Source organism: Faunimonas sp. B44 (genome assembly GCF_052655945.1).
Genome location: NZ_JBQYEX010000038.1, coordinates 1 through 4,533, shown reverse-complemented (window position 1 = coordinate 4,533; position 4,533 = coordinate 1). Strand labels below are relative to the sequence as shown.

Annotated in this window: 7 protein-coding genes; all 7 read right to left on the bottom strand. The window is 62.8% G+C overall.

The genetic code is table 11. From position 1 onward, the window contains the following. Positions 1–125: 125 nt before the first annotated feature. The 7 genes from ACUN0C_RS20045 to ACUN0C_RS20015 all read right to left on the bottom strand — a co-directional run bounded on the left by ACUN0C_RS20045 (position 126) and on the right by ACUN0C_RS20015 (position 4,375). Positions 126–797, bottom strand: a complete 672-nt coding sequence (locus tag ACUN0C_RS20045; RefSeq protein ID WP_445468176.1) for a hypothetical protein — start codon at positions 795–797, stop codon at positions 126–128. Positions 798–907: 110 nt separating this feature from the next. Continuing rightward, positions 908–2,335 carry an SNF2-related protein gene (locus ACUN0C_RS20040; RefSeq protein ID WP_445468175.1) on the bottom strand — a complete coding sequence of 476 codons (1,428 nt, stop codon included), beginning with the start codon at positions 2,333–2,335 and terminating at the stop codon, positions 908–910. Then, complete coding sequence (locus ACUN0C_RS20035) at positions 2,325–2,672, bottom strand: hypothetical protein (protein ID WP_445468174.1); 348 nt, start codon at positions 2,670–2,672, stop codon at positions 2,325–2,327. The genes ACUN0C_RS20040 and ACUN0C_RS20035 overlap by 11 nt, the downstream gene beginning before the upstream one ends. After that, the gene (locus ACUN0C_RS20030) at positions 2,669–2,992 is read right to left on the bottom strand and encodes a hypothetical protein (RefSeq protein WP_445468173.1); all 324 of its coding nucleotides are present in this window, start codon (positions 2,990–2,992) and stop codon (positions 2,669–2,671) included. The genes ACUN0C_RS20035 and ACUN0C_RS20030 overlap by 4 nt, the downstream gene beginning before the upstream one ends. Positions 2,993–3,043: 51 nt before the next feature. After that, positions 3,044–3,229, bottom strand: coding sequence for a hypothetical protein (locus tag ACUN0C_RS20025; RefSeq protein WP_445468172.1), 186 nt, complete (start codon positions 3,227–3,229; stop codon positions 3,044–3,046). 8 nt (positions 3,230–3,237) lie between these two features. Beyond that, entirely contained in the window at positions 3,238–3,963 is a 726-nt protein-coding gene (locus ACUN0C_RS20020; RefSeq protein ID WP_445468171.1) for a DUF7227 family protein, read from the bottom strand. 193 nt (positions 3,964–4,156) lie between these two features. Beyond that, positions 4,157–4,375: a hypothetical protein gene (locus ACUN0C_RS20015; protein ID WP_445468170.1), complete on the bottom strand. Its 219-nt coding sequence runs from the start codon at positions 4,373–4,375 to the stop codon at positions 4,157–4,159. Between the last annotated feature and the right edge of the window lie 158 nt (positions 4,376–4,533).

The following is a 4,533-nucleotide window of genomic DNA, read 5'->3' as shown; positions in this document are numbered from 1 at the left end:
GTCCCACTGGGAGGCCTCCCGCTCACCGCGACGGTGCAGAGGAACACCGTGAACGAACGACTTCCCCAGATGGGGGTCGCCGAGCAGTTCCAAGGAGAAAGTCCGGTGAGACACGCTCAACACGATCAGACATCCCAGGGGAAGGCGTCCACCACCTCGACGTCGTCGTAGGTGAACACACCCCAGGTGTTGCCGTTGCTGTTGCGCTCCTGCCAGCCCAGCGTGAACACGACGGTGTCGTTGCTGATGTCGACACCCTTCGCCTGGAGCGCCTTGATGAACTTGGCGAAGTTGGCCCAGCCGGTGGTCGAGAGACCGTGGCCGAGCGTCTGGCCCTGCTCGGCGATCACCTCCTTCTTCTTCGGGTCCACGATGTCCTCGAGGGCCACGAAGGGGATGTTCGCCGAGGCGTAGTCGCGAGCCTTCGGGTCGACCTTCCGAGCGCGGACGAGAGCCTCGGCCCAGGTGCCGCCCTTGGTCGAGGTCACACCGTCGAAGCAGTGCTCGTACGTGGGCGGGGCCGACCCGTACTTGACCGCCTTGCAGTAGGCCACCTCCCCGAGACGCAGTCCGACCTTCAGCGTGTCGAAGAGCGCCTTGTTGGTCCCGACCTGGATACCGAACTCGTTGACCTTGAGCCAGTGATCCACCGCCATGGAGGAGGCGAGGAGGCTCTCGACCGACACCCCCGGCCCGGCGGTCGTGAGGGCGCCTCCCTGCTGCATCCCATTGACCTGGGCGGGGAGGGCACCGGCGGCGGCCTGAGCCTGAGCAATCGCGTTCTGAATAGCGTCCATTTTCTGTTCCTGTTCCTTGTACCGTTCGACCGGTTGTTCCGGCGAATGTCAGATATGAAAAAGGCCCGCCGATTACGACGGGCCTTCTTCGTAAGTTAACTAACATGCGATCAAACTAGCTCATCATCCAGCTCCTCGTAGTACTTGGATAAGTTCAGCTCCGGCCGAGTGGGATCGACCTTGTGAGCGTCCTCCGATTTCACCTTGATGATCTCGAACAGCCGCTGGTCCAGGCTGGCGGCATATTCGAGGATCGTGATCAGAAGCGGCGACTGCCGCTTGTCCCGCATCATCCGGCGGTAGGCCTGCAGGAAGGTCGTGTCGAGGAAGTCCAGGCTGGCGAAGATGACGTGGGGCACCTCCACGCCGCCGCAGAACTGCCAGTTGAAGCCGACAGCCGCCACCCTGGGCGAGCAGACCAGACAGTTCAGCTCGCCGCTCCTGAACGCCTCGTCGATCGCCGCCCGCTCTTTGGCGGACGTCTTGCCGTTGATCACCGCGACCCGCATGCCGAGCTTCGCGGCCAGCCGGCCGATCGCCTCCTGCTGCGGGACCATGGCCGCAAAGATGACGAGCGGCTTGCCCGTCCGGACATGGTCGGTGATATGGATCTCGAGCCGTTCCTCCTTGCCGGGCATGCCGTCGATGATGTCGACGAACTTGCCGGGGTCGGTCAGATCCGGGAAGCACTGCGGGTGCTCCGTGATCTGGCGAGCCCGGATGAAGGCCACGCCGGGCTGGGTGCCGTCGACGTAGAACTTCTCCAGCTCGAGGACCGCCTTCTCCTTGAACTCGTCGTAGAGTTCCCGCTGGCGGGGGTGCATGTCGACGACCTCGGTAAGGACAACCTTGGCCTCCGGACCATAGACCTGGTCGAAGGTCCGCCGGATGGCATGGCGGGAGAAGATCGCGGCGAGCTTGCCGTGGTTCTTCCAGCCGACCAGCTTGTTGTCGATGTCGTAGACCCCATGGTAGTTCATGAAGCCGTGATACGATCCGTAGTAGCGCGGCTCGATGATCTTGATGGCCGGGTAGGCGGAACTGAGCTTGCCGTTTACCAGGGTGCCTGTCATCGGCAGGAACCACTTCATCTTGCGGTCGGACAGATAGAGTTCCTGGGTCCGCCGCGAGCCGTCACCGCCGAAGCCCATGTGGAACTCGTCGATGTGGTGAGCCTTCACGAAGTCGGGCAGTTCCCGCCAGCTCAGGGCGAAGCGGTCGAAGCCCATCAGGAACACCTTGGCTCGCGGCGATGCGAGGAGCTTCCTTACCTTCTTCGGCGTGCCGTCAACGATGACGACCTCGTCGTCCTCGAAATGGGTGAAGCGATGGATCTCGTCCTTGTTCTTCTTCAGGAGGGATTTCGGTTGCGACCAGACCGTCCCGGCCTTCTCGTTCGCCCAGAGGTGCCACTGCATGACGACCACGGACGGGGTCTTCCCCGTCCCTGGATCGCTCAGGTTCATGCACTTGGGGTTGGCGATGTAGTAGGCCAGGTCCGCGATCTGGTAGTCGCGGAGACTGACGTTAGGATCCATTGATCGGGATCATCCACACCAGCGTGAACATGTCGGCGCGGTTGATGTCGCCATAGGTGGCGATCAGGGACTCCTTCACGCCAACCATCGGGTCCTCGTGGGTCGTGCCGATGTGGTGTTGGGGCGACATGGCCTTGACCAGCGGGTCGTCGGCGAGCGGTTCGAAGCGGGCGAGGAGATCCTCGGTGAGGGTCGCCGCCGCCAGGTTGATGTTGTGGTCGGGTTCCGTCCTGGGCAGTTCGATCGGGCAGTCCAGGGCAAGGCCGAGGGCGTTCTGGACCCACTTGCCCTGGATCAGGAAGGCGATCCCGCCGGGAGCCCAGTGGACGCCGTTCATGCAGCGACCTCGATGACGACCTTCGAGGGGCCGGGCTTGGTGTAGATCTGCTGCATGACCACGACGCCGCTGCGCTCCAGCTGGGCCTTGAGGGCGGGGTCCAGGTCGAGGTAGCGGACGGGGTCGAAGACGGGCTCGAGGCCCTTCGCCCGCCGTGTGGAGGGCTCGGTCACGGTCACCTTGCCAAAGCCCTGGAACTCGTACTTGTCGGGGCCGGCGTCCCGGACCGTGTCCTTCAGGGCGTCCCGCTTCTTCTCCAGCGGCAGGATCTGGGCCTGGAGCTGGACCAGTTCAAAGGCGGCGTTCGATGCGTTGCTCATGTCATTCTCCGGATGTGAAGAAGGCCCCGGAGGGTCTCCGGGGCCTTGGGTTCAGGCTGCTTGCTGGCGGGCGGCGATGAACGCCGCCAATCGCTGTCGGGATCTGGCGCTCTCCGCCGTCATCAGGGCCGTCTGCATGAAGCCGTCGAGGAAGACCTGCCGGTTCTCGGGCTTCTGCCGGTTAAACATCTGCACGGCGGTCCAGTATTCCTTGAGAGAATGATCAATCGTTTTCATTTCGCTGGCTACTCCAAGCGTGAGTCAAGGAATCGGCGCTGACTGCCGTGTGCCGGGAAACCTAGCACTATGCCGTTTCGACTTGCACGGGCGCACAGGCCGCACCACCGGCAAGTCGTATCTGTCGTGGTGGCTGGACATACCACGACCTTCCTCCCCTCCGGAGTGACCTTGGGGAAGTTCTTGGTTCGTTCTCTGTACTCCTCGTAGGTTTCACCCCATTCCTTTCCTTTCTTTCTTCTGCCATAGGCACTGGGTAGGATCGCCACGACGGGTTGGCCATGCTTGGAGAGCGCGTCCGCCTCGGCGACCGAGTTGGCCGAGAGGTTGATGGTGAGGCCGTCCGCCGCTGCGGCCCGGATGGCGTCCAGGTTCTCGGGCGTCGGCGGCTTGTGGGTGAACACGATGCCGAGCTTGCCCCTGTTAGCGGCGGAGATCTTGAGCAGGCTCTCCTTGTCGATCGTCTCCCCCTCGCCGGGGAGATCGCCGGCCTGGCCATAGCGCCAGACCTCGCCCTTGCGGAGCTTCCGGATGGGCGCGAGGACATCCTCCAGTGAGCCTCCCTTCTCGCCCCGCGTCACCTTGTCCCAGTGCAGGGAGAGGGGGCCGAGGGAGGCGTAGCAGGCCGCATTGTAGAGGGGGCAGCTCGGAGGGCAGGTCTTCTTCGAAGCGGTGATGACCGGGATCGGTCCCGTCTTGACGTTGGTCGACGCCAACGTGACGTGGTAGTTCATTCTCAGGCCTCAAACGAAAAAAGGCCCGCCGGTGAGGGCGGGCCTTGTTCAAACGACAGATTGTTGGTTCAGCGGGTGGTCAGGTAGTGTCTGAGATCAGACTTGTACCGACCCAGGGTGATGACCTGGAGCAGGCCCTCGAACATGAGGACCCACCCGGTTCGCCAGACCGTCATGTAGTCACGACGGTGAGTTACGCGGCGGACGAGCTTGTGTTGCATCCTTGCAGGAACTGTTCGACTTCATCATAGGAGTTGAACCGGGAGAGATAGGTGAGGTTCCCGTTCTTTTCCTTGCGATAGGCCTTCCACGCCGACCAACCCTTGCGGAAGGGCAGCCGCATCTGGCGGGAATAGTGGCGGCTGAACTCGATGCCGTCCTCGACGGCGAGAATGACGATGTTCTTGTTCATTTCCATGATCCGGTGAGAGGTGGTGGCGCCGCCGAAGCGGCGCCCTCGGGGGTCAGACGTAGTCCTCCTCCTCGTACTCCTCGTCGTACTCGAGTCCGGAATAGTCCTGGTACTCGGTCCAGACCGGCGAGCCGGCGAAGGCGAACTCGGCGTCCTTT

What these genes read in the sequence shown, in the direction of transcription:
- ACUN0C_RS20045 (WP_445468176.1), bottom strand. Translation starts at nt 797, where the DNA reads ATGGACGCTATTCAGAACGCGATTGCTCAGGCTCAGGCCGCCGCCGGT.
- ACUN0C_RS20040 (WP_445468175.1), bottom strand. Translation starts at nt 2,335, where the DNA reads ATGGATCCTAACGTCAGTCTCCGCGACTACCAGATCGCGGACCTGGCC.
- ACUN0C_RS20035 (WP_445468174.1), bottom strand. Translation starts at nt 2,672, where the DNA reads ATGAACGGCGTCCACTGGGCTCCCGGCGGGATCGCCTTCCTGATCCAG.
- ACUN0C_RS20030 (WP_445468173.1), bottom strand. Translation starts at nt 2,992, where the DNA reads ATGAGCAACGCATCGAACGCCGCCTTTGAACTGGTCCAGCTCCAGGCC.
- ACUN0C_RS20025 (WP_445468172.1), bottom strand. Translation starts at nt 3,229, where the DNA reads ATGAAAACGATTGATCATTCTCTCAAGGAATACTGGACCGCCGTGCAG.
- ACUN0C_RS20020 (WP_445468171.1), bottom strand. Translation starts at nt 3,963, where the DNA reads ATGAACTACCACGTCACGTTGGCGTCGACCAACGTCAAGACGGGACCG.
- ACUN0C_RS20015 (WP_445468170.1), bottom strand. Translation starts at nt 4,375, where the DNA reads ATGAACAAGAACATCGTCATTCTCGCCGTCGAGGACGGCATCGAGTTC.